Source organism: Caldimonas sp. (assembly GCF_046291045.1).
Classification (GTDB): domain Bacteria; phylum Pseudomonadota; class Gammaproteobacteria; order Burkholderiales; family Burkholderiaceae_C; genus Caldimonas.
The window spans coordinates 13,637-33,889 of record NZ_JBKBSL010000025.1 but is presented as its reverse complement, the minus strand read 5'-3'; the positions used below and the strand labels follow the sequence as shown (position 1 = coordinate 33,889).

Annotated in this window: 23 protein-coding genes and 1 pseudogene; 23 read left to right on the top strand and 1 reads right to left on the bottom strand. The window is 70.8% G+C overall.

Features of this window, described 5'->3' with window-relative positions; translation table 11 throughout:
* Window positions 1–3 precede the first annotated feature (3 nt).
* From ACK4ZD_RS10540 to ACK4ZD_RS10430, 23 genes are all read left to right on the top strand, one after another.
* Entirely contained in the window at window positions 4–669 is a 666-nt protein-coding gene (locus tag ACK4ZD_RS10540) for an outer membrane beta-barrel domain-containing protein (protein ID WP_409661454.1), read from the top strand.
* 32 nt (window positions 670–701) lie between these two features.
* Window positions 702–1,202, top strand: a complete 501-nt coding sequence (locus tag ACK4ZD_RS10535; protein ID WP_409661451.1) for a TlpA family protein disulfide reductase — start codon at window positions 702–704, stop codon at window positions 1,200–1,202.
* A gap of 5 nt (window positions 1,203–1,207) precedes the next feature.
* Entirely contained in the window at window positions 1,208–1,423 is a 216-nt protein-coding gene (locus ACK4ZD_RS10530) for a DUF4266 domain-containing protein (RefSeq protein ID WP_409661448.1), read from the top strand.
* Window positions 1,410–2,558, top strand: a complete 1,149-nt coding sequence (locus tag ACK4ZD_RS10525) for a DUF3570 domain-containing protein (RefSeq protein WP_409661445.1) — start codon at window positions 1,410–1,412, stop codon at window positions 2,556–2,558. The genes ACK4ZD_RS10530 and ACK4ZD_RS10525 overlap by 14 nt, the downstream gene beginning before the upstream one ends.
* Before the next feature lie 12 nt (window positions 2,559–2,570).
* Window positions 2,571–3,140, top strand: a complete 570-nt coding sequence (locus ACK4ZD_RS10520; RefSeq protein ID WP_409661442.1) for an AraC family transcriptional regulator — start codon at window positions 2,571–2,573, stop codon at window positions 3,138–3,140.
* Window positions 3,141–3,153: 13 nt separating this feature from the next.
* A complete protein-coding gene (locus ACK4ZD_RS10515; RefSeq protein WP_409661439.1) occupies window positions 3,154–5,103 on the top strand; it encodes a hypothetical protein in 1,950 nt (649 codons plus the stop codon).
* On the top strand, window positions 5,087–7,906 hold the full coding sequence (locus ACK4ZD_RS10510) for a tetratricopeptide repeat protein (RefSeq protein ID WP_409661436.1): 2,820 nt from the start codon (window positions 5,087–5,089) through the stop codon (window positions 7,904–7,906). The genes ACK4ZD_RS10515 and ACK4ZD_RS10510 overlap by 17 nt, the downstream gene beginning before the upstream one ends.
* Window positions 7,907–7,982: 76 nt before the next feature.
* On the top strand, window positions 7,983–8,636 hold the full coding sequence (locus tag ACK4ZD_RS10505; RefSeq protein WP_409661433.1) for a tetratricopeptide repeat protein: 654 nt from the start codon (window positions 7,983–7,985) through the stop codon (window positions 8,634–8,636).
* Window positions 8,633–8,914, top strand: a complete 282-nt coding sequence (locus ACK4ZD_RS10500; RefSeq protein ID WP_409661430.1) for a hypothetical protein — start codon at window positions 8,633–8,635, stop codon at window positions 8,912–8,914. Before ACK4ZD_RS10505 ends, ACK4ZD_RS10500 begins: the two co-directional genes overlap by 4 nt.
* Window positions 8,915–8,962: 48 nt before the next feature.
* Window positions 8,963–9,628: a MotA/TolQ/ExbB proton channel family protein gene (locus ACK4ZD_RS10495; RefSeq protein ID WP_409661427.1), complete on the top strand. Its 666-nt coding sequence runs from the start codon at window positions 8,963–8,965 to the stop codon at window positions 9,626–9,628.
* A gap of 31 nt (window positions 9,629–9,659) precedes the next feature.
* Complete coding sequence (locus ACK4ZD_RS10490) at window positions 9,660–10,154, top strand: ExbD/TolR family protein (protein WP_409661424.1); 495 nt, start codon at window positions 9,660–9,662, stop codon at window positions 10,152–10,154.
* A gap of 9 nt (window positions 10,155–10,163) precedes the next feature.
* Complete coding sequence (locus tag ACK4ZD_RS10485; protein ID WP_409661421.1) at window positions 10,164–10,664, top strand: ExbD/TolR family protein; 501 nt, start codon at window positions 10,164–10,166, stop codon at window positions 10,662–10,664.
* Window positions 10,661–11,794 (top strand): TonB family protein, encoded by a 1,134-nt coding sequence (locus ACK4ZD_RS10480; protein ID WP_409661418.1) that lies wholly within the window; start codon window positions 10,661–10,663, stop codon window positions 11,792–11,794. The genes ACK4ZD_RS10485 and ACK4ZD_RS10480 overlap by 4 nt, the downstream gene beginning before the upstream one ends.
* The gene (gene ccmA / locus ACK4ZD_RS10475; RefSeq protein ID WP_409661513.1) at window positions 11,794–12,393 is read left to right on the top strand and encodes a heme ABC exporter ATP-binding protein CcmA; all 600 of its coding nucleotides are present in this window, start codon (window positions 11,794–11,796) and stop codon (window positions 12,391–12,393) included. Before ACK4ZD_RS10480 ends, ccmA begins: the two co-directional genes overlap by 1 nt.
* 9 nt (window positions 12,394–12,402) lie before the next feature.
* On the top strand, window positions 12,403–13,824 hold the full coding sequence (gene ccmB, locus ACK4ZD_RS10470) for a heme exporter protein CcmB (protein ID WP_409661415.1): 1,422 nt from the start codon (window positions 12,403–12,405) through the stop codon (window positions 13,822–13,824).
* Entirely contained in the window at window positions 13,821–13,961 is a 141-nt protein-coding gene (gene ccmD / locus ACK4ZD_RS10465) for a heme exporter protein CcmD (RefSeq protein WP_409661412.1), read from the top strand. The genes ccmB and ccmD overlap by 4 nt, the downstream gene beginning before the upstream one ends.
* Window positions 13,958–14,401 (top strand): cytochrome c maturation protein CcmE, encoded by a 444-nt coding sequence (gene ccmE, locus ACK4ZD_RS10460; RefSeq protein ID WP_409661409.1) that lies wholly within the window; start codon window positions 13,958–13,960, stop codon window positions 14,399–14,401. Before ccmD ends, ccmE begins: the two co-directional genes overlap by 4 nt.
* Window positions 14,398–16,344 (top strand): heme lyase CcmF/NrfE family subunit, encoded by a 1,947-nt coding sequence (locus ACK4ZD_RS10455; RefSeq protein WP_409661406.1) that lies wholly within the window; start codon window positions 14,398–14,400, stop codon window positions 16,342–16,344. Before ccmE ends, ACK4ZD_RS10455 begins: the two co-directional genes overlap by 4 nt.
* On the top strand, window positions 16,341–16,889 hold the full coding sequence (locus tag ACK4ZD_RS10450; protein ID WP_272867977.1) for a DsbE family thiol:disulfide interchange protein: 549 nt from the start codon (window positions 16,341–16,343) through the stop codon (window positions 16,887–16,889). Before ACK4ZD_RS10455 ends, ACK4ZD_RS10450 begins: the two co-directional genes overlap by 4 nt.
* Window positions 16,882–17,337, top strand: coding sequence for a cytochrome c-type biogenesis protein (locus ACK4ZD_RS10445; RefSeq protein WP_409661403.1), 456 nt, complete (start codon window positions 16,882–16,884; stop codon window positions 17,335–17,337). Before ACK4ZD_RS10450 ends, ACK4ZD_RS10445 begins: the two co-directional genes overlap by 8 nt.
* Window positions 17,334–17,969: a tetratricopeptide repeat protein gene (locus ACK4ZD_RS10440; RefSeq protein WP_409661401.1), complete on the top strand. Its 636-nt coding sequence runs from the start codon at window positions 17,334–17,336 to the stop codon at window positions 17,967–17,969. Before ACK4ZD_RS10445 ends, ACK4ZD_RS10440 begins: the two co-directional genes overlap by 4 nt.
* A gap of 149 nt (window positions 17,970–18,118) precedes the next feature.
* A complete protein-coding gene (locus tag ACK4ZD_RS10435) occupies window positions 18,119–18,772 on the top strand; it encodes a hypothetical protein (protein WP_409661398.1) in 654 nt (217 codons plus the stop codon).
* Between the two features lie 204 nt (window positions 18,773–18,976).
* On the top strand, window positions 18,977–19,513 hold the full coding sequence (locus tag ACK4ZD_RS10430) for a hypothetical protein (protein WP_409661396.1): 537 nt from the start codon (window positions 18,977–18,979) through the stop codon (window positions 19,511–19,513).
* A gap of 362 nt (window positions 19,514–19,875) precedes the next feature.
* On the opposite strand, the pseudogene ACK4ZD_RS10425 reads toward ACK4ZD_RS10430, so the two are convergent.
* Window positions 19,876–20,240, bottom strand: a pseudogene (locus ACK4ZD_RS10425) (transposase); the annotation flags it as partial.
* Window positions 20,241–20,253 lie beyond the last annotated feature (13 nt).

Here is a 20,253-nt window from a genome sequence, read left to right as displayed (position 1 = left end):
CCCATGCCTTCCAAGCCCACCCTCCACCCCTGGCTGACCCTGGCGCTACTGGCCACGGCCCTGCTGCTCACGCCGCTGCTGGCCGCCGCGCAGTCGACGCCGCCGCGTCCGGCCAACGAGCAGGTCATCGTCCCCGAGGTCGAGCGCCGGGAAGTGCGCCTGCCCCGCATCCCCTCGAAGGACCTCATCGCCGGGCTTTTTGCCGGCATCTACTCCACCGACAGCTTTGGCGCCAGCCCCGTGGTGGGCCTGCGCCTGGGCTACCACCTCACCGAGGACTTCTTCTTCGAGGCCGCTTACGGCCGCACCCGCGTGAGTGACGAATCCTTCCGCCAGATTCTGCCCGGCGGTGTGTTCTCGAGCGAGAAGTCCACGCTCAGCTACTACAACGTCTCGCTGGGCTACAACATCCTGCCCGGCGAGGTCTTCCTGGGCGCCAAGCGCGCCAAGGCCACCGTCACCTACCTGATCGCGGGCATCGGCAGCACCGAACTCGACGACCAGCGCAACCAGACCCTCAACATCGGCCTGGGCACGCGCTTCCTGCTCGGCCAGCGCTCGGCCGTGCAGCTCGACCTGCGCGACCACATCTTCTCGTTCGACCTGCTGGGCGAGCGCCGCAGCACCCACAACCTCGAGCTCACGCTGGGGCTGAGCTTCTTCTTCTGAGCCGCATTTTCGTGCACGCCCTGGAGTTCCGCATGCACCCGACCCCCGCCTTCCGTCGCCTGGTGGCCCTGGCTGCCTTCCTTTTCGCCGCGCCGGCCCTGGCCACCCAGCCCAACGCCCCTGCGCCCGACTTCACGCTGGGCACGCTCCAGGGCCCCAACCTGCGCCTGCAGGAGCAGCGCGGCAACGTGGTGCTCGTGAACTTCTGGGCCACCTGGTGCGGGCCCTGCCGCGAGGAGATGCCTCACCTGAACCGCCTGTACGACAAGTACCGCGCCTCGGGCTTCACGGTGCTGGCCGTGAGCATCGACGACGACCCGGCCAAGGCCGCGAGCATGGCCTCCAAGCTGGGCCTGACCTTCCCGGTGCTCTTCGACGCCGAGAAGAAGGTGAGCCGCCAGTACGACCTCAAGGCCATGCCCTACACCGTGATCGTCGACCGCGACGGCCGGGTGCGCCACCTGCACCGCGGCTACCAGAGCGGCTACGAGAACACCTACGACCAGCAGATCCGCGCCTTGCTGAAGGAATGACGACGATGCGCTGCCTTCCCGTCCTCGCCCTGGCGGCCCTCCTGTCGGCCTGCGCCACCGAGCCCTGGGTCAAGCCCTACGAGCGCGAGCGGCTGGCCGATCCGATCATGCAGGTGAACCGGGACGCGCTGTCGGCCCGCCACACCGAACACGTGCGCGAGGTGCGCGAAGGCGGCCGCGGCGCCAACGGCGTGCAAGGAGGTGGCTGTGGCTGCAACTGACACCGCGGCGCGCAGCGCCCGCTGGCTGCGTGGCTTCATGGCCCGGTGGCGTGCGCGCAGCCCGCGGGCGCTGCGTGCGGCCGCCGGGCTGGCCCTGGCTGCCGGCGCCGCCCAGGCGGTGACGCTGCCCGAGGACAAGGCCGAGGCGATGTACCACCTCTATGACGGCGGCGGCACCCGCGCCCATGGCCCGGCCCTGCTGGTGCGCAAGGGCCTGGGCGACCGCTATGCCGTCTCGGCCTTCTACAACGTCGATGCGGTCAGCAATGCCTCCATCGACGTGGTCACCACCGCCAGCCCCTACTCCGAGCGTCGCACCGAGTACGGCCTGGGGCTGGACTACGTCCACCGCGATTCGCTGATGTCGCTGTCGACCACGCGCAGCACCGAACCCGACTATGAGGCCAACTCGCTGGGGCTGGACGTGTCGCAGGACGTGTTCGGCGGCATGACCACCGTGAGCCTGGGCTTCACCCGCGCCTGGGACAAGGTGGGCCGCTCCGACGTGGGCTTCTTCGACGAGGCGCGCCACTGGCGCTACCGCGTGGGCGTCACCCAGATCCTCACGCCGCGCTGGATCGCCAGCCTCAATGCCGAGGCGGTGTCCGACAGCGGCTACCTGGGCAACCCCTACCGCGTCGCACGGGTCTTCGGCGCGGCCGTGCCCGAGCGCCATCCGCGCACCCGCACCAGCCGCGCGATCAAGGGCCGGGTGACCGGCGCCATCGGCAGCGATGCCGCGGTGCATGCGGAATACCGCTACTTCTGGGACACCTGGGACATCACGGCCCACACCCTCGAGGTCGGCTACAGCCGCTATGTGCGCGAGGACACGCTCGTCGACGGCTTCCTGCGCTACCACCGCCAGTCCAAGGCCCTGTTCTACAGCGACAACGCCACGGCCGAGACCACCTACATCTCGCGCAACCGCCAGCTCAGCACCTTCCAGTCGCCCTCGGTGGGTGTGAAGCTGAGCTACCGTGCCAAGCGGGTGCCGGGACGGTACGAGCTCAAGGCGCATGCCGCCTACGAATACAAGCTCTACGACTTCAAGGACTTCACCGACATCCGCACCGGCCGGCCGTACTCGTACAACGCCAACGTCTTCCAGGTCTACCTGTCGGCCACTTTCTGAGCGAGCGTGCCCATGAGAGCCCCCCTGCCGTACCGACACCTCCTTCGCCTGCTGGCCGCCAGCCTCGGCCTGTGCGTCAGCCTGGCCGGGGCCAGCCCCCCGGCGAGCGCCGAGCCTGCCGCGGCCGCTCCCGCTGCGGCCGCGTCGCTGGATGAGCGCGTGCAGACGCTGAAAAACGACCTCATCCAGCTCAACCGCGACCTGCTCGTGCTCGAGGAGGAGCTGCTCTTCCCCGCCAGCACCCAGGTGGCCGTGTTCGTCTCGATGGACGTGGGCAAGCTCTTCGAACTGGAGTCGGTGCAGATCAAGCTGGGCGACAAGCTCGTGGCCAGCCACCTCTACACGCCGGCCGAAGTGCAGGCCCTGCACCGCGGCGGCGTGCAGCGCCTGTATCTGGGCAACCTGCGCACCGGCACCCACGAACTCGTCGCCATCTTCACCGGCGGCGGGCCGCACCAGCGCGACTACCGGCGTGGTGCCACCGTGAAGTTCGACAAGGGCGCCGATCCGAAGTACATCGAGCTGCGCATCCAGGATGCCGCCGGCAAGCTGCAGCCCGAGTTCAACGTGAAGGTCTGGTAGTCGGGGCCTGTCCATGCGTCGTCCATTCCTGGCCTGCCGACCCCTGCGCCGCGTTCTTTGCGTCGGCTTGGCGGCGGCCCTGCTCAGCCAGGGCGCTGGCGCGCAGACCACGCGCGGCCCCGGCCCGGTGAAGGACCCGCACTACGGTGACGCACTTTTCCACTTCTTCCAGCACCGGTACTTCAGCGCGCTGAGCACGCTGATGGTCTCGCAGCACTTCGAGCGGGTGCCCCAGCATGCCGAGGAGGCCGAGATCCTGCGCGGCGGCCTGCTGCTGTCGTACGGCCTGCACCGCGAGGCCGGACGCATCTTCGAAACCCTCATCGAGCAGGGCGCCCGCCCCGCGGTGCGCGACCGAGCCTGGTACTACTTGGCCAAGATCCGCTACCAGCGCGGCCACCTCGACGAGGCCCAGGCCGCGCTCGACCGCATCGGCCAGGAGCTGCCCACCGAGTTCCGCGAGGACCACGCCTTGCTGAGTGCCCAGGTGCTGATGGCGCGCGGGCAGTACGCCCAGGCGGCCGCGCTGCTGCGCGCGCAGGTCGAGGAAAGCCGCGCCCAGGCCCGCCGCGACGATCCCGAGCCCGCGATGCGCGCCGCCTATGCCCGCTACAACCTGGGCGTGGCCCTGATCCGCAACCACGACACGGAGGCCGGCACGCGCTGGCTCGACGAGATCGGCCGCTCCGGCGCCCACAGCGAGGAATACCGTGTGCTGCGCGACCGGGCCAACGTGGCCCTGGGCTTTGCTGCGCTGCAGGCCGAGCAGCCCCAGCAGGCGCGCCAGTACCTCGAACGCGTGCGCCTGCGTGGCCCGCAGTCGAACCAGGCGCTGCTGGGCTTTGGCTGGGCCGCCGCGGCGCTCGAGCAGCCGCGCGAGGCCCTGGTGCCCTGGATGGAGCTGGCCGGCCGCGAGGGCGACGATGCCGCCGTGCTCGAAGCCCGCATCGCCGTGCCTTATGCCCAGGCGGAACTCGGGGCCCTCGGCCTGGCGCTGCAGGGCTACCAGGACGCGATCGCCGCCTACGAGCGCGAGCATGCGGCGCTGGGCGAATCCATCGGCGCCATCCGTGCCGGCAAGCTGGTCGAGGGCCTGATGACGCTCAACCCCGGCGTGGAGATGGGCTGGTTCTGGCAATTGCGCGAGCTGCCGCAGATGCCGCACGGCCGCCACCTGGCCCGGGTGCTGGCCCGCCATGAGTTCCAGGAGGCCTTCAAGAATTACCGCGACCTGCAGTTCCTGGCCCACCAACTGGCCCAGTGGCGCGACAAGCTCGCCGCCTTCCGTGACATCCTCGAACACCGCCAGCAGGCCTTTGCCGAGCGGCTGCCGCGCATCCAGGCCGCCGCGCGCGAAAGCGAAACCGGCGTGGCCGCGCTGCAGCGTCGGCGCGATGCCGCGCAGGCCGAGCTCGACCGCGTGATCGCGCAGCGCGATGCCGCCGCCCTGGCCACGCCCAAGGAGCGCGAACTGCTGGAGCGCCTGGCCCGCGTGCGCGAGACCCTCGCGCGGGTGGGCGATGCCCCGGAGGCCGCCCCCTTGCGCGAGCGCCATCGCCTGGCCGAAGGCGTGTTGCGCTGGACGCTCGATGAAGACTACCCCGTGCGCCTGTGGGAGGCCCGCAAGGCCCTGCGCAGGGTGGACGAACAACTCGCCCGGGCCCAGGCGCGCGAGGCGGCCCTGGCCCAGGCCCAGCGCGACGAACCCGCCCGCTTTGCGTCCTTCGAAGGCCGCCTGCCGGCCCTGGCCGGCCGCATCGAGGCCCTGGCCCCTCGCGTGGCCGCACTCGCCCGCGAGCAGCAGCAAGCGGTCGAGGCCTTGGCCGTGGATGAACTCACCCGCCAGCAGCAACGCCTGGCGGTGTACGCCACCCAGGCCCGCTTTGCCGTGGCCCAGTTGTACGACCACGCCACCCGGGTCCCGGGCGGTGCACAGGAGCGATCCGATGCGGCGCCGCGCTAGTGTGCTGCCCCTGCTCCTGGCCGCCGTGCTGGCGGCCTGCTCGGGGCCGCGCAAGGGCAGCCCCGACAACGAGCCCACGCTCAAGAGCCTGGCCGGGCGCAAGGTCGAGCTGGCCGCCGACCCGGGCATCCGCAGCACCGAAGAGCAGACCATCGCGGCCTACCAGAAATTCCTGGAGGTGGCCCCGAAGGCGCCCCAACGCGCCGAAGCGATGCGCCGCCTGGGCGACCTGGAGATGGACCTGGCCGACCGCCGCATGGCCGAAGGTGCCAGCGCGGGCACGCCGGCCGACTTCCGCGCCGCCATCGCCCGCTACCAGGACTACCTGCGCACCTACCCCAAGGCCCCCGACGCCGACCGCGTGCTCTACCAGCTGGCCCGCGCCCATGAGCAAAGCGGCCAGCTCGAAGAGGCCCTGGCCGTGCTCGACCGCCTGGTGGCCGCCTACCCGGACACCGCCACACGCGACGAGGCCCACTTCCGCCGCGGCGAAATCCTCTTTGCGGCCACGCGCTACCCGCAGGCCGAAGCCGCCTACACCGCCGTGCTGGCCGGCGGCGACGACACCCCTTACCGCGAGCGTGCGCTCTACATGCAGGGCTGGTCGCGCTTCAAGCAATCGCGCCTCGACGAAGCCCTGGCCTCCTTCTTCGGCGTGCTCGACCTCACCCTGGCCGGCCGCGGCGGCGAGGCCGGGCTCGATGGCATCGAAGGCCTCACGCGGGCCGAGCGCGAGCTGATCGAAGACACCTTCCGCGTGGCCAGCCTCTCGCTGGCCAACCTGCAGGGCGCGGACTCCATCCCGCCGTACATCGAAAGCGAGGTGCGCCGCGGCTATGAGTTCCGCGTCTACGAACAGCTCGCCGGGCTCTACCTGCAGCAAGAGCGCGTGAAGGACGCCGCCGACACCCTGGGCGCCTTCGCGCGCCGACAGCCGCTGCATGCGCAGGCGCCGGTGCTGCAGGCCCGCGTGATCGACATCTACCAGGCCAACGGCTTTGCCACGTTGGCGCTGGAGGCCAAGAAGGAATACGTGGGCCGCTACGGCGTGGACAGCGAGTTCCGCCGCGCCAACCCCGAGGGCTGGGAGCGTGCGCAGCCGCTGGTCAAGACCCACCTGAGCGAGCTGGCCCGCCACCACCATGCCAGCGCGCAGAAAACCAAGGCCTCGGCCGACTACCAAGAAGCCGTGCGCTGGTACCGTCTCTACCTGGTGTCCTTCCCCGACGACCCGCAGGCGCCGCAGAACCACTTCCTGCTGGCCGAGCTGCTCTTCGAGGACAAGCGCCACGCCGACGCCGCGGTCGAGTACGAAAAGACCGCCTACGGCTACCCGCCCCATGCCCGCAGCGCCGACGCCGGCTACTCGGCCCTGCTGAGCTACGCCGAGTTGCAAAAGGCCGCGCCGCCCGAGCAGGCCACGCCGCTCAAGCGCGAGTCGGTGGAAAGCAGCCTGCGCTTCGCCAAGGCCTTCTCCACCGACCCGCGCACCGGCGCCGTGCTCACGACTGCCGCCGAAACCCTGTTCGCGCTGAACGACGCCGAACGGGCCGAGGCCGTGGCCCGGCAGGTGCTGGCCCTGCAGCCGCCGGCCACCGACGCGCAGCGCCGGGTGGCCTGGACGGTGCTCGCCCACACTGCTTTCGACGGCGGCCGCTTCGACATCGCCGAGCGCGCCTACGGCGAGGTGCTGGCGCTCACGCCCGCACAGGCGGCCGGCCGCCACGAGCTGGTCGAGCGCCAGGCCGCAGCCATCTACAAGCAGGGCGAGGCCGCGCGCGACGCCGGCCGGGCCCGCGAGGCCGTGGGCCACTTCGAGCGCGTGGCCCAGGTCGCGCCGCAGTCGGCCGTGCGCGCCACGGCGCAGTACGACGCCGCGGCCGTGCTCATCGGCCTGAAGGACTGGGACGCTGCCGGACGGATGCTCGAGGCCTTCCGCCAGCAGCACCCCCAGCACCCGCTGCAGGCCGAGGTGCCCGCCAAGCTGGCCGTGGTGTACCTGGAGCAGGGGCGCTGGGCCCAAGCCGCCGCCGAGTTCGAACGCGTGGCCGCGACCCACCGCGATCCGGCCGTGGCGCGCGAGGCCCAGTGGCAGGCGGCCGAGCTGCATCACCAGGCCAGCGAGCGCGGCGCCTCGCGCGTGGCCGCCACACGCGCCTACGAGCGCTACCTGCAGCAGCATCCGCAGCCGCTGGAACGCGCGGTGGAGGCCCGCCATCGCCTGGCTCGCTTGGCCCAGGCCGATGGCAACGCGGCACGCGAGCAGCACTGGCTGCGTGAAGTGATGCTGGCCGATCAGCGCGGCGGCGCCGACCGCACCGACCGCACCCGTTTCCTCGGTGCCACCGCGGCCCTGGCCCTGGCCCGGCCGGCCGACGAGGCCTACCGCCAGGTGACCCTGGTGGAGCCGCTGGACCGCAACCTGCGCCTGAAGAAGCAGCGCATGGAAGCGGCCCTCAAAGCCTATGCCGTGGCGGCCGATTACGGCGTGGCCGGTGTCACCACCGCGGCCACCTACTACACGGCGGCGATCTACGAAGACTTCGGCAGCGCCATGCTCAAGTCGCAGCGTCCGCGCCGCCTGTCCAAGCTGGAACTGGAGCAGTACGAGGTGATGCTCGAAGAACAGGCCTACCCGTTCGAGGAAAAGGCCATGGAGTTGCACGAGATCAACACGCAGCGCGCCAGGGCCGGCGTCTACGACGAGTGGGTGCAGCGCAGCTTTGCCGCGCTGGCCAAGCTGCGGCCGGTGCGCTACGGCAAATCCGAAAAGAGCGAAGGAGCGATCGATGCGATCCGCTGACGTCGCTTCCCCCCTACGCGCTGCGCGCGTGCCCTCGAGGGGGCAACACCGGCGGCCCGGCGGAGCCGGTTCCGCGGTGTTCACTGGCACCTTGCTGACGTGGGCGGCTTTGCTGGGAGGGTGTGCCGCGGTCAGCCTCGACACCCCCCCTGTGGCGCCGGCTCCCGCGGCTGCAGCAGCAGCGCCGGCGCCTGCCCCGGCGGCCCCGCCAGCGCCGCCGGCCGTGGACCCGGCCGCGCAGCGGGCCTTCGACGAAGCCCGCCTCCAGCTCGTGGCCGGCCGCGCCGACCTGGCGCAGCGTGGCTTCGAAGCCCTCACACGCAGCCACCCCGACCTGCCCGGCCCCCACGCCAACCTGGGCCTCATCGCCCGCCAAGCCGGCCGCCTGGACGAAGCGGCCCAGGCGCTCGAAACCGCCACGCGCCTCGGCCCCAAGCAGCCGTCCTACTGGAACCAGCTGGGCATCACCTACCGCCAGCAGGGCCGCTTTGTGCAGGCGCGCGAGGCCTATGAACGGGCGCTCGACGCCAATGCAGACTACGCCCCGGCGGTGCTCAACCTGGGCATCCTGCACGACCTCTACCTCGGCAATGCGGCCCAGGCCCTGGGCCTGTACGAGCGCTACCTGAGCCTTGTGCCCGGCGGCGACGCCGAGGTGAACAAATGGGTCATCGACCTCAAGAACCGCAAGCCGGCCCCCGTGGCCGCGAACCAGAAGGAGCCGCGATGAGAACGCTCACTGCCTCGCTGCTGCTGGGCCTGATGGCCGGGTCCGCGCTGGCGCAGGATCGCGCCGAACTCGACCGCACCCAGATCATCGGCCACCGCGAACTGCCCAAGGTGCTCTACATCGTGCCCTGGAAGAAGCCCGTGCCCGGCGAGCGGGTCGGCCGCCCGGTCGAAGGCGTGCTCGACGAAGCCCTGACGCCGCTGGACCGCGATGTCTTCCGCCGTCAGCTCCACTACGAGCGCGTGCTCCAGGCCCCGGCCGCGGCACCGGATCGCTGACCCTTCAACACCCTCACCCCCTTTTAGTCGTTCCCCGGAGAGACGTCCATGAACACCTTCGAATTCATCGTCAAGTTCGTGCAGGACAGCGGTGCCTTCATCTACATCAGCATGCTGATCATGGCCCTGGGGCTGGCCATCGCCATCGAGCGCTACACCTTCCTGCGGCGCGCCCGCGCGCAGAACCGGAAGCTGTGGGCCCAGCTGCTGCCGATGCTGCAGGGCGGCCGGTTCAAGGAGGTCTACCAGCTCGCCTCCGAATCGGACGCCGCGATCGGCAAGATCGTGGCCAACGGCCTGCAGCGTATGCAAAGCCCCGGCCGCCGCGAGGACATCGACGCCGCGATGGAGGAAGGCATGATGGAGATCGTGCCGCGCCTGGAAAAGCGCACCCACTACATCGCCACCTTCGCCAACGTGATCACGCTGGTGGGCTTGCTCGGCACCATCGTGGGCCTGATCAAGGGCTTCACCGCGGTGGCGCAGGTCAACCCGGCTGAAAAGGCCGAGATGCTCTCGGCTTCGATCTCGATCGCGATGAACAACACGGCGTTTGCGCTGATGGTGGCCATCCCCTTCCTGCTCATCCACGCCTTCCTGCAGGCGCGCACCAGCGAGATCGTCGATGGCCTGGAGGCCGCCAAGATCGCCTTCCTGAACCTGGTGCAGCGCGTGCGCGCCGAGGCCGCCGCCGGTGCCTCGGGCACGAAGTGAAGCGGCCCGCCAACGCGGCCAAGGAGCCCTCATGCGTGTCAGACGCCTTCGAAAGCACCCGGCGGAGCTGGAAGTCACCGCCTTCATCAACCTCATCGTGGTGCTGCTGCCCTTCCTGCTGTCCACCGCGGTGTTCACCCGCATGTCGGTGCTCGAGCTGAGCCTGCCGGCACGCCACACCGGAGGGGTCGAGCAGCTCCAGGCCAAGGACTTGAAGCTGGAGATCGTGATCCGCCGCGAGGCCCTCGAGGTGGGCGACCGCATCGGCGGCCTGATCCAGCGCATCCCGGCCGTCAACGGCGCGCACGACCTGCGCACGCTCGCGGCCCTGATGCTCGAGCTCAAGCGCCGTTTCCCCGAGTCCACCCGGGCCAGTATCCTGGCCGAGCCCGACACCTCCTATGACCTGCTGGTGCAGGTGATGGACGCCACCCGCGCCACCTACACCGCGCAGGGCGTGAACCTGGTGCGCACCGATCTCTTCCCCGACATCGCCATCGGCGACGCGCCGCTGATCAAGCGCTGAGGGCCTGTGATGAAACTCACCCCGTTGCAGAAACGCGCGCAGCGCAAGGCCCGCCACCAGTCGAACGTCGACCTGAACCTGGTCGCGCTGATCGACATCTTCACCATCCTGCTGTTCTTCCTGCTCTCGGCCGCCTCGGGCATCGAGATCCTCTCGGCCCCGCGCAGCGTGAAGCTGCCGCAGTCCACCGCGGAGACCGCCCCGCGCGACACCGTGGTGGTGGTCGTCAGCCCCGAGGACATCCTGGTCGAAGGCCGCCGCGTGGCCACCGTGGCCGAAGCCATGAACACGCCCGGCGACCTGATCGCCCCGCTCCAGGCCGAGTTGGACCTGATCGCCAACCGCCAGGTGGTCCGCGCCGAGAACGCTGCCCAGGGCCGCACGCTCACCATCATGGGGGACAAGACCATCCCCTACGTCCTGCTGCGCAAGGTGATGGCCACGGCCGCACGGGCCAACTTCGCCGACGTGTCCTTTGCGGTGACCCGAAAGTACGAGGTGTCGTCATGAGTGCGGCCACCGCGATCTCTTTCCGCGGCCCGGTCCTCGCCTGGTCCATCCCGCCCGAGGACATCGCCCGCTTCCGGCGCGTGCTGCGCTGGGTGCTGGGCCTCACGGCGCTGCTGTGCCTGCTTTTCCTGCTGTGGCCCACGCCCCAGCCCGACCCGCGCCAGGCACCGCCCGTGCCCGAGCGGCTGGCGCGGCTGATGATCGAACGCGAGGCCACGCCGCCACCACCGCCTCCGGCGGTGCAGCGCGAGACGGCGCCCAAGCCCGAGGCAGCTCCCACCTCGGCGCCCCAGCCGCCGGCGGCCTCCACCAGCGTGCCGCGCGACCACCGCCGGCCCGATCCGTCCAAGCCCGCCACCGTGCGCAACCCCGTGCCCGAGGCGCGCAACCCCATCGAGGGCCGCCCGCCGGGTGAGGTGGGCGAAGCGCGCCGGCGCGCCGCGGGTGTGGGCCTGCTCGCGATGAAGGACGACCTCGCCGAGTTGCGAGGCGCCCCGGTGGCCGTGCAGCTGCAAAAGGACATCCAGCCCGGCCCCGGCGTGGGCAGCGGCAAGGGGGTGGGCGTGGGAGCCGGCACCGAGCCCGGCCTGCCCGAACGCTCGATGATCACCTCCAACGCCACCGGCGGCAGCGGCGGCATCAACACGGCCGCCTACAGCCGCCACACCGGCGGCGGTGGCCTCGCAGGCCGTGCCACCACCCTGGTGGAAGGCGTGGCCGGCGGCGGGGGCGGTGGGGGCCCCGGCGGGGGCGGCGTGCGCGGCGACGGCACAGGCACCGGCGTGGGCTCGGGCAAGGGCGGCGCGGGTGGCACGCTGCAGCGCGCCGGCTCGGGCAAGGCCTCGCGCTCCATCGAGGAGATCAAGCTCGTCTTCGAGCGCCACAAGGGCGCCATCTATGCCCTCTACAACCGCGCGCTGCGCGAAGACCCGTCGCTGCAGGGCAAGGTGGTGCTGCGCCTGACCATCGCGCCCTCGGGCGAGGTGGCCGATGTGCGCATCGTCTCCACCGAGCTCAACGCCCCCGATCTGGAGAACCGCCTGCTCGCGCGCGTGCGGCAGTTCGACTTCGGTGCGAAGGAAGTCGAGCAGATGGTCGTCACCTGGCCCGTCGACTTCCTCCCTTCGTGATGGACCCCTCCGCGCCCCTGCTGCAACTCAATGCCCTCGCTGGCCGGCGGGGCACGCGGCTGCTCTTTCGCGGCGTGAACCTGACGCTGGGGGCGGGTGAATTCGTCTGGCTGCGCGGGCGCAACGGCAGCGGCAAGACCAGCCTCTTGCGCCTGGCCGCGGGCCTGGGCCGCCCGGCGCAAGGTGAGGTGGTGCGCGCTGGCGGCACCCCGGTGCTGCTGGGCCACACCAACGCACTGAAGGACGAGCTCACGGTGGCCGAGTCGCTGCACTTCCTGCTGGGGGTGCAGGGCCTGGCGCAAGACGCCGCGACTGTCGATGGGGCACTCGATCGTTTTGGCCTCGCCGCCCGCCGCCACCAGCGCATCGGGCAACTGTCGCAGGGCCAACGCCGTCGGGTGGCCCTGGCGCGCCTCGCGGCCAGCCGCACGCGGCCGCTGTGGTTGCTCGATGAGCCGCATGACGGGCTGGATGCCGACGGCGCACAGGTGCTCGATGCCTTGCTTGCCGAACACCTGCGCTCGGGCGGCAGTGTGCTGATGGCCAGCCACCAGGCGCCGTCCTTGCCGGGTCGCGTGCTCGATCTCGACGCCCATTAGGTGCGGCCCATGCGCTCGCTGATCTGGAGCTTGGTTCAACGCGACCTGCGCCTGGCGGCGCGGCGGCGGGTCGATCTGCTGCTGCCCCTGGGCTTCGCCGTGGCGGCCGTGAGCCTCTTCCCGCTGGCCGTGGGGCCCGAGACGGCCCTGCTGCGCCAGATCGCCGCGGGCGTGGTCTGGGCCTGCGCCTTGCTCTCGGCGTTGATGTCGGTGAGCGCACTCTTTGCGAGCGATGCCGCCGACGGCACGCTCGACCAGTTGCTGCTGGCCGCACCCAGCCCCAGCGTCATCGCTGCCGCACGTGCCCTGGGCCACTGGCTGCTGCACGGTGCGCCGCTGGTGCTGTTGTCTGCGCTGCTGGCGGCGGCTTTGGGCCTGCAAGGGGTGGCGCTGGCGGTGCTTTTCGCTGGCCTGGCCTTGGGCACGGTGATCTTCAGTCTGTGGGGGACGGTGGCCGCCGCGCTCACGGTGGGCCTGCGCCAGGCGGGCCTGCTGGTGATGCTGATCGTGCTGCCGCTGGCCGTGCCGGCGCTGGTGCTGGGCACGGGTGCCGTATCGGCGGCGCTGGGCGGCCTCTCGCCGCTGCCGCACCTGGCGCTGCTGGCGGCCTGGATGCTGGTGAGCGCCGTCGTGGCCTTGCCGCTGGCCGGTGCGGCCTTGCGCCTGGGGCTGGATGCCGGCGGCGATGCGCCCGTGCGCTGGACGGGCCTGGCGGCACCGCCACGCTTCTTTGCCTTCACCGGCCGGCTGCTGCCGGCGCTGTGGGCGCTGGCCGCGGTGCTGGGCGCCGTGGGCCTCGTGTGGGGCCTGGGCCTGGCGCCCACCGACGCGCAGCAGGGCGAGGTCTATCGCATCGTCTACCTGCACGTGCCCTCGGCCTGGGTGGCCATGCTGCTCTACCTCGTGATGGCCTTCTGGGCTGCGCTGGGCTGGGTGGCCCAGGTGCGCACCGCCGGCGTGCTGGCGCGCGCGCTGGCGCCCACGGGGGCCTGGGCGGCGGCGGTGTGCCTCGTCACCGGCGCGATCTGGGGCCAGCCCACCTGGGGCACCTGGTGGGTGTGGGATGCGCGGCTCACCTCCATGCTCATCCTGCTGCTGCTCTACCTCGGCGTCATCGCGCTCACCGCTGCGATCGACGATGTGCAGCGTGGCGATGCGGCCGGCGCCATGCTGGCCGTGGTCGGCGTGGTCAACGTGCCCGTCATCTATTTCTCGGTGCAGTGGTGGTCCACACTGCACCAGGGCGCCACGCTGCCGGTGGGTGGCAGCCCGCGCATGGCGGCGGCCATGCTCACGCCGCTGATCATCATGGTGTTGGCCTACTGGGCCTATGCCGCGGCGGCCAGCCTCACACGCGCCCGCGCTTTGCTGATGCAGCGCGAAGCCGGGGCTGCATGGCTGAAGGCGCATCTGAAGGCGAGGGCCGCATGAGCGACCCCACACCCTTCGTCTGGGGCGCCTACGGCGCGGCCGGGGTGATGCTGCTGGTCGAGATCGTGCGCCTGTGGCGCGCGCTGCAGCGTTCCCGCGCGCAGGCGCTGCAGGCCGATGATGAGGAGACGGCATGACCGCCCGCCAACGCCGCTTGGCCGTGGTCGTGGCCGTGCTGCTCACCGTGGGCGTGGCGGCGGCGCTGGTGCTGTACGCCCTGCGCAGCGAGATCGTCTTCTTCCGCACGCCCACGCAGGTGCTGGCCGGTGAGGCGCCGGTGGGCCAGGCCTTCCGCCTGGGCGGCCTGGTGGAGGCGGGCAGCGTGCAGCGCAACGGCCTGCAGGTGCGCTTTGCCATCACCGACACCGCGCAGCGCGTGAGCGTGGTCTACCAGGGCCTGCTGCCCGACCTCTTCCGCGAAGGCCAGGGCGTGGTGGCCCAGGGCCGGCTCGATGCGCAAGGCCTCTTCCATGCACAGCAGGTGCTGGCCAAGCACGACGAGAACTACATGCCGCCCGAAGCCAGCGAGGCGGTGTCGCGGGCGGTTCGGCCGTCCGTGGAGGAGGGCGCACGATGATCCCCGAGCTCGGCCAGGTCGTCTTGCTGCTGGCCCTGGCCACCTCGGCCGTGCTGGGTGTGCTGCCGCTGTGGGGCGCCGCGCGCGGGCAGGGGCCCTGGATGGCCCTGGCGCGGCCGGCCGCCTATGTGCACCTGGCCCTCATCGCCGTGGCCTATGCCCTGCTCACCGTGAGCTTCGTGCAGCTCGATTTTTCCGTGGCCTACGTGGCCGAGAACACCAACCGCCAGTTGCCCTTGGTCTACCGTGTTGTCGGCGTGTGGGGCGGGCATGAAGGCTCGCTATTGCTGTGGCAGCTCATCCAGGCCGCGTGGATGGCCGCGCTGGCACGCTTCAGCCGCTCGCTGCCCCTGCCGCTGGTGGCGCGCAGCCTGGCCGTGCTGGGCTGGATCGCGACGGGCTTTGCGCTCTTCGTGCTCATCACCTCCAATCCCTTCACGCGCCTGAGCCCCGTGCCCCTGGACGGCCACGACCTCAACCCGCTGTTGCAAGACCCGGGCATGGTGGTGCACCCGCCGTTGCTCTACATGGGCTATGTGGGCTTTGCGGTGGCCTTTGCGCTGGCGCTGGGCGCCTTGCTGGGCGGCCGGCTCGATGCCGCCTGGGCACGCTGGATGCGCCCGTGGACGACGGTGGCCTGGCTCTTTCTCACGCTGGGCATCTCGGTGGGCAGCCTGTGGGCCTACCAGGTGCTGGGCTGGGGTGGCTGGTGGTTCTGGGACCCGGTCGAGAACGCCTCCTTCCTGCCGTGGCTTGCCGGCACCGCGCTCATCCACTCGCTGGCCGTCACCGACAAGCGCGGCGCCTTCCGCGCCTGGACGGTGCTGCTGGCGCTGCTCACGTTCTCACTCTCGCTGCTGGGCACCTTCCTCGTGCGCTCTGGCGTGCTCAGCTCGGTGCATGCCTTTGCCACCGACCCGCAACGCGGCCTGGCGCTGCTGCTCTTCCTGGCCGTGGTGGTGGGCGTGGCGCTGGCGGTGTATGCCTGGCGCGCGCCCACGCTGGGCCTGGGCGGGCGCTTCGCCCCCGCGTCGCGTGAAACCGTGCTGCTGCTGGGCAACGTGCTGCTGGTGGTGGCTGTGGCCTCGGTGGGCCTGGGCACGCTCTACCCCCTGGTGCTCGACGCCCTGACCGGCGCCAAGATCTCGGTGGGCCCACCCTACTTCGAGCGGGTCTTCGTGCCGCTGATGCTGCCGCTTGTGTTCCTGATGGGGCTGGGCCCGCTCGCACGCTGGAAGGAGACCGAGTTGCCCGCGCTGGCCCGCCGGCTGCGCTGGGCCGCGGGCCTGTCGGTGGCCAGCGCCTTGGGGATGGCCTGGTGGGCGGGGCAGCTGTCCCTCGGTGCCGTGCTGGGCCTGTGGATGGGGGCGTGGATCCTGTGCACCATCGCCACCGACATGGGCGGCCACGGCCGACGGCTGGGGCAGGCCCCGCGTGCGCTGTGGGGCCTGTGGCTGGCGCATGCCGGCGTGGCCGTGTTCGCCGTGGGTGTCACCATGGTGGGCAGCTACGAGCTGGAGCGTGACGCCGAACTGTCGGCCGGCCAGCAGGCCGAACTGGGCCCCTACACCTTCCACTTCCGTGGCGTGCGTGAAGTGCTCGGCCCCAATTACCGCGCCGCGCAGGCCTGGGTGGAAGTCACGCGCGATGGGCAGCCGGTGGCCCAGCTCTATCCCGAAAAGCGCCTCTACGCCAGCCAGGACGCCGCCTTCACCGAACCCGCCATCGTGCACGGCCTGCTGCGCGACTTCTATGCCTCACTGGGCGAAGTGCAGGCCGACCGCGCCACCTGGACGCTGCGCCTGCATGTGAAGCCCTTCGTGAGCTGGATCTGGGCCGGCACGCTATTGATGGCCCTGGGCGGCGGCCTGGCCGCCAGCGACCGCCGCTACCACGTGGCCCAGCGCCAAGCGGCTGCCAGCGCCGTGCAGGAGCCCGCATGAAACCCAGCCTCGGCACGGTGCTGCGCGCCATCGCGCCCCTCCTGATCTTCCTGGCCTTGATCGTGCTGCTCTGGCGCGGTCTCTCGCTCGACCCGCTGGAGGTGCCTTCGCCGCTGATCGACAAGCCCGCCCCGGCGTTTTCGTTGCCGCGCCTGGACGACCCCGCCGAGCGCGTCACCGGCCGCGACCTGCTGGGCCAGCCCTGGGTGCTGAACGTCTGGGCCTCGTGGTGCGGCCCCTGCACGGTGGAGCACCCGGTGTGGGTCGACTTCGCGCGCCGCCATGACGTGGCGCTGGTGGGCCTGAACCACAAGGATCGCGATGACAACGCCCGCGCCTGGCTGCAGCGCCATGGCGACCCGTACCGCCTGGTGCTGGTCGACGCCGACGGCCGCGCCGGCATCGACTTCGGCGTGTACGGCGTGCCCGAAACCTATGTCATCGACCGTCGCGGCCACGTGCGCCTCAAGCATGTCGGCATCGTCTCGCCCGAGTTCATTCGCACGCGCATCGAGCCCTTGCTGAAGGAGCTGGCCGATGGCTGATGGGCGCCACCTCCTCATCACGCTGCTGCTGCTTGCCGCGGCTTCGATGGCGAGCGCACAAACCGCCGACGATGCCATGCTCGATGCGCGCGCCCGCGCCCTGGCCAGCGAACTGCGCTGCCTGGTGTGCCGCAACGAAACCCTGGCCGAATCGTCTGCCGCGCTGGCGCAGGACCTGCGCGCCGAATTGCGCCGCCTGCTGGCCGAGGGCCGCAGCGATGCCGAGGTGCGCGCCTTCTTCAGCGAACGCTACGGCGACGTGGTGCACTACCGCCCGCCGCTGCAGCGCAGCACCTTGGCGCTGTGGTTCGGCCCCGCCGCACTGCTGGGCGCGGGCCTGCTGGTGCTGTGGCTCACCCTGCGCCGCCGCCAGCGCCTGCCCGCCGAGGCCTTCGAGCCCGAAGCCGACGACGTTGAGGCCAACGATCGCGAGGAGGTCTCGCGATGAGCCTCTTCCTCGCCGTCACAGGCGCGCTGGTGGCCCTCACCCTGGCGGCCCTGCTGTGGCCCCTGCGGGCGCACGGCCGCGCCACCCTCGTGGCCGTCAGCGCCTTCACCCTGGCCCTCACCGCCGGGGGCTATGCCTGGCTGGGCTCACCTCAGCACCTGGCGCCCGCACCCGCCAGTGCGCCCGCCGAATCCCCACCCGTCATGCAGGCCATCGCCCAGTTCAGCGCGCGCGTGCAGCAAGACCCCACCGACGCCCACGCCTGGGCCCAGCTCGCGCGCGCCCGCGCCGCCCTGGGCCGCGACGCCGAAGCCCAGGACGCCCTGGAAACAGCAGCCCGCCTGCGCCCGCGCGACGCCAACCTGCTGGCCAGCCACGCCGACTTCCTGGCCCGCCTGCACGGCGGCCGCATCGACGACCCGACCCATGCGCTGGTGCACCGCGCCCTGGCCCTGGAGCCCACCCAACCCGTGGCCCTCACGCTGGCGGCCATGGCCGCGCAGGGGCGCGGCCAGCCCGCGCAGGCGGCGCAGTTCTGGGAGCGGCTGGCGGCCACGATGAAGGACAACGACCCTTTGCGGGCCGAGGTGATGGCGCGCGCCCGTGCGGCGCAAACGGCCGCAACACCTTGAGCCGGGTGCGGCAGGGCCATCGGCCAGTCGTCTGAGCGGGTGCTGAAACCCGGCGGCTGCGGCAGGGCTGCGTGACCCGCACGAGAGCCTCCTTGCAGCCCCAGACCGTCGACCTCGTAGCCACGACTGGAACCGCTGCCTGAACCGACATGACGACCGCCCCGCACCCAGCCTCATACCCCAACGACCGCCGACGCAGTTTCCTCAAAGGCCTGGGCGGCTTGGCAGCGGCCCCCGCGTTGGCGGCGGTTCTGGTGTCTGGAGACCTCTACGTCAACAACGCCTTCGGGCTGGCCCTGCGCAAACCATCCGGATGGGGCTTCGAGCACCTGCGCACCTTTGCCGACCTGCGCAACGAGTACGAGTTTGCAACACCCAGCCAGGAAGTCTCGGAGCTGTTGAAGGCCGGGCCCTTGCCGCTGATGGTGGCGTCTCAGGCACCGCTGCTGCGCAATCTGGCCGCATCGCTCACGCTGTATGCAGAAGACAACCCTTTGGACGAAGGGCAATCGCTGATGCAAGCCAGCCCGGACATCATGCGCGCGCTTGGCATGCTGCTGGCGGACTTTCGCGTGACCACCGCACCGCACCCGGTGGACGTGCCGGGCGCTGAGGCCATCGAGTACATCGCATCCTTCACCTACCGGGACCGGCTCGGCCATCAAGGCCCGGCGCGCAACCGGGGCCTGTTGCTGCTCCGCGCGCCCCACCTGTTCACCTTGAACATGTTCGATCTGCCGGCCGACCGCATCGTGGCTCAAAAGGAGTTTGACGAGGTCCGAGCCTCAGTCGTCTTCGCATGAGCTTGGCGAGACATCGAGCCGGCAAGTTTCGGGTGTGGCAAGAGGAGTTGCGCCGACAAACCCAAGTTCACCGGCATGGGCTGGGCATGCGGCGGCTGATCGACGCTGCGTCGGCTGGACAATGAGCGAGGCCAACGGCACATCGCCTGAACGTTGCAACATCAAGTCTTGAAAGAACGGCGCCACCGGCTCGCACAATAGGCCATGCCCCAACAAGCGCGTCACCCCCCTCGCACCCCCAGCGTCGCAGCCACCGCCCTGCCACCCGGGGCGCTGCTCGCGGCCTATGCCGAAACGCAGGCCTACACCGATTGCTACTCGGTGACGGTGGGGCGCCCGGTGTCGTTCGCCGAATTCATCGAGGCCTTCTACACGACGCCCCCGTTCAAGCTCGAGCGCTGGCTTCTCGGCCGGTTCGCCGGGTTGGCGTCCACAGACGCCGAGGTCCGCCTCCTGGCACAAGGCCAGGCGAGCCGCTTCGCGGCATGGCAGGTCGAAGCCCGCGAGCCTCACCAGGCGATCCTGGCCGCCGGCAGGACACGCTCGTGGCTCATGGTGGCGCCCCACCCAGCCGAATCCGACGCAACGACAACGCTCTTCTTCGGCTCGGCGGTGGTGCCGCGCAAGCGGGGCGGCATGGGGTGGCCGTTCAACGCGCTGCTCGGGTTCCACAAGCTGTATTCCCGTGTGCTGCTCGGCACTGCGGCGCGCCGCTTTGCGCGTGGCACGGCCGAGAGCTGATTGGGCGCGGCACCTCCAAGACGAAGCCCCTGATCCCTGGCAAACACCCGCCACACCGCGAAGATCGCGTCTGTAACCTGCGGAGACGTTTGCGGGGAATGTGGGTTGGGCCATAGCACCCAGTGCATCACCGGCCAGCACCAGGAAATGACGCGAAGCCAGAAGTGGCCCCGCTTGTCTGAACAGTGTTACCCCGAGAGATAAAGAGACTGCGTGCGGGTTGAAGAGGTGCAGAGTTGTCCACGGCGGCGGTGGTCGCTGCACGACGAACTGACCGACGCGCTGGGCAACTCGGGGCGCACTGGGGTTTTCATTCTAGGCAGCCACGGCCAGCTCGGGCAGCAGCGCCCAGTAGGCCTGCTCTGCAGCAAGCGGGCCTGGCGCACCACGCTCAAGGGGTGCTCACGGTCGATCATCGCTTTGCGCTCAGCAATCCCGCCTTGGTGAGCGCGCTTTCTAAAAAATCGTTCTCCAGCGCCAACTGGCCGATCTTGGCGTGCAGCGGGGCCAGATCGACCGGCTTGGGGGCCGAGCCCGCACCGAAAACGTCGGCCGCACGCTCAAGCAGCTGGCGCTTCCAGTCGTTGATCTGTGTGGGGTGCAGCTCGAACTCCTTGCACAGCTCGGCCATGGTCTTGTCCTCGCGCAGCGCGGCCAGCGCCACCTTGGCCTTGAACGCTGCGCTGTGGGAGCGGCGCGTGCGCCGTCCCGATGCCTTCTTGTTCATCACAAGCTCCTTC

What these genes read in the sequence shown, in the direction of transcription:
- ACK4ZD_RS10540 (WP_409661454.1), top strand. Translation starts at nt 4, where the DNA reads ATGCCTTCCAAGCCCACCCTCCACCCCTGGCTGACCCTGGCGCTACTG.
- ccmE (WP_409661409.1), top strand. Translation starts at nt 13,958, where the DNA reads ATGACCGCCCGCCAACGCCGCTTGGCCGTGGTCGTGGCCGTGCTGCTC.
- ACK4ZD_RS10435 (WP_409661398.1), top strand. Translation starts at nt 18,119, where the DNA reads ATGACGACCGCCCCGCACCCAGCCTCATACCCCAACGACCGCCGACGC.
- ACK4ZD_RS10480 (WP_409661418.1), top strand. Translation starts at nt 10,661, where the DNA reads ATGAGTGCGGCCACCGCGATCTCTTTCCGCGGCCCGGTCCTCGCCTGG.
- ACK4ZD_RS10515 (WP_409661439.1), top strand. Translation starts at nt 3,154, where the DNA reads ATGCGTCGTCCATTCCTGGCCTGCCGACCCCTGCGCCGCGTTCTTTGC.
- ACK4ZD_RS10430 (WP_409661396.1), top strand. Translation starts at nt 18,977, where the DNA reads ATGCCCCAACAAGCGCGTCACCCCCCTCGCACCCCCAGCGTCGCAGCC.
- ACK4ZD_RS10530 (WP_409661448.1), top strand. Translation starts at nt 1,208, where the DNA reads ATGCGCTGCCTTCCCGTCCTCGCCCTGGCGGCCCTCCTGTCGGCCTGC.
- ACK4ZD_RS10485 (WP_409661421.1), top strand. Translation starts at nt 10,164, where the DNA reads ATGAAACTCACCCCGTTGCAGAAACGCGCGCAGCGCAAGGCCCGCCAC.
- ACK4ZD_RS10500 (WP_409661430.1), top strand. Translation starts at nt 8,633, where the DNA reads ATGAGAACGCTCACTGCCTCGCTGCTGCTGGGCCTGATGGCCGGGTCC.
- ccmB (WP_409661415.1), top strand. Translation starts at nt 12,403, where the DNA reads ATGCGCTCGCTGATCTGGAGCTTGGTTCAACGCGACCTGCGCCTGGCG.
- ACK4ZD_RS10535 (WP_409661451.1), top strand. Translation starts at nt 702, where the DNA reads ATGCACCCGACCCCCGCCTTCCGTCGCCTGGTGGCCCTGGCTGCCTTC.
- ACK4ZD_RS10450 (WP_272867977.1), top strand. Translation starts at nt 16,341, where the DNA reads ATGAAACCCAGCCTCGGCACGGTGCTGCGCGCCATCGCGCCCCTCCTG.
- ACK4ZD_RS10510 (WP_409661436.1), top strand. Translation starts at nt 5,087, where the DNA reads ATGCGGCGCCGCGCTAGTGTGCTGCCCCTGCTCCTGGCCGCCGTGCTG.
- ACK4ZD_RS10495 (WP_409661427.1), top strand. Translation starts at nt 8,963, where the DNA reads ATGAACACCTTCGAATTCATCGTCAAGTTCGTGCAGGACAGCGGTGCC.
- ACK4ZD_RS10520 (WP_409661442.1), top strand. Translation starts at nt 2,571, where the DNA reads ATGAGAGCCCCCCTGCCGTACCGACACCTCCTTCGCCTGCTGGCCGCC.
- ccmD (WP_409661412.1), top strand. Translation starts at nt 13,821, where the DNA reads ATGAGCGACCCCACACCCTTCGTCTGGGGCGCCTACGGCGCGGCCGGG.
- ACK4ZD_RS10440 (WP_409661401.1), top strand. Translation starts at nt 17,334, where the DNA reads ATGAGCCTCTTCCTCGCCGTCACAGGCGCGCTGGTGGCCCTCACCCTG.
- ACK4ZD_RS10445 (WP_409661403.1), top strand. Translation starts at nt 16,882, where the DNA reads ATGGCTGATGGGCGCCACCTCCTCATCACGCTGCTGCTGCTTGCCGCG.
- ccmA (WP_409661513.1), top strand. Translation starts at nt 11,794, where the DNA reads ATGGACCCCTCCGCGCCCCTGCTGCAACTCAATGCCCTCGCTGGCCGG.
- ACK4ZD_RS10455 (WP_409661406.1), top strand. Translation starts at nt 14,398, where the DNA reads ATGATCCCCGAGCTCGGCCAGGTCGTCTTGCTGCTGGCCCTGGCCACC.
- ACK4ZD_RS10490 (WP_409661424.1), top strand. Translation starts at nt 9,660, where the DNA reads ATGCGTGTCAGACGCCTTCGAAAGCACCCGGCGGAGCTGGAAGTCACC.